A 1,011-nucleotide genomic window follows, 5' to 3' on the forward strand; every position below is an offset into this window, starting at 1 on the left:
ACCGACACCAACTCCGCGACCGCCACCAACACCGACACTGACACCGACACCGCGATCAAGACCACACGCGACACCACCGCCGAGAGTCAGCCACACCAACTCCCGCTCGGCGGGTCCGCTCCACCGGCCACCACCTGCTCCCGCTGCCCACCCACCCCACCACGACCGACCGCGCCGTCATCAGACGCCGCCATCACACGAACACCACCCGGATACAACGCACGCACCAACCACGCCACCAACGGCCCACACTCGACCAACTCTTCGCCCACCAGGTTGGTGGGAACCCCAGCCACCAACTCCTTTAGCCGCGCATCAGAGATCGGCAACCTCAGCCCAAAACCCTCACCGACCCCATCAACAGAAGCATGCCCGACCTGACCACCGTGCCGATCAACAGCGGGATCGACAATTGAATCATGGTGCGTACCAACACTATTGGAACTAGACAGTGACCCGCGCCCATCAATCCCGCTGCCACCCCGCGCAACCCGTCCCACCGGCACAGCGTTGTGGTCATTGGCGTCAGTGAAAACCCTATCGGGATCATCGGCGCTCGGTGTTGGCTGGGTGTCACCGAGATCACCCCCACGATCACTACGACCCGCACTCAATGCGTTACTGTCAGCATCGGACACCAACCGCGACGACGGGTCGCGCGCCACCGCATCCTCGCCGCCATCAACCCCGCCACTGGTGGTGTCCATTCCGGATGCGCTGCGACTTTCGAGGCGGCCCAGCACCACCCCGCCGGACGCCGCCGAGCTCGCCGACTTTGTCTGTTCCACACCAAAGCCCGACAGCGCAGCGCGGCCCTCCGCGGTTGTCGAATCGGGAAGTGCGCCCTGATCGGGCCGCGCGGCCGTGAGGGTGTGCCCGATCGGTGCGCGGTTGGTGTGTTGGGTTGTTGGTGGGTGGGCAGCGGGAGCAGGTGGTGGCCGGGCCGGGTTGGGCGCCGGTGCGTGACTTGGCGAAGTTGCGCGATGTGGTGGGTGGGGTCGCGGGTTCGAC

General features: G+C 65.9%; 2 protein-coding genes. Both read right to left on the reverse strand.

Features of this window, described 5'->3' with window-relative positions; genetic code table 11:
* Window positions 1–86: 86 nt before the first annotated feature.
* Window positions 87–296 (reverse strand): hypothetical protein, encoded by a 210-nt coding sequence (locus A5625_RS10575; protein WP_156748111.1) that lies wholly within the window; start codon window positions 294–296, stop codon window positions 87–89.
* A gap of 35 nt (window positions 297–331) precedes the next feature.
* A complete protein-coding gene (locus tag A5625_RS29060) occupies window positions 332–520 on the reverse strand; it encodes a hypothetical protein (RefSeq protein WP_156748113.1) in 189 nt (62 codons plus the stop codon).
* Between the last annotated feature and the right edge of the window lie 491 nt (window positions 521–1,011).

The sequence above is a fragment of the Mycobacterium sp. 1465703.0 genome (genome assembly GCF_001672975.1).
GTDB lineage: Bacteria > Actinomycetota > Actinomycetes > Mycobacteriales > Mycobacteriaceae > Mycobacterium.

Bases quoted from the DNA above. Each gene is read 5' to 3' on its own strand.
- A5625_RS29060 (WP_156748113.1), bottom strand. From the start codon at position 520: ATGACCACAACGCTGTGCCGGTGGGACGGGTTGCGCGGGGTGGCAGCG.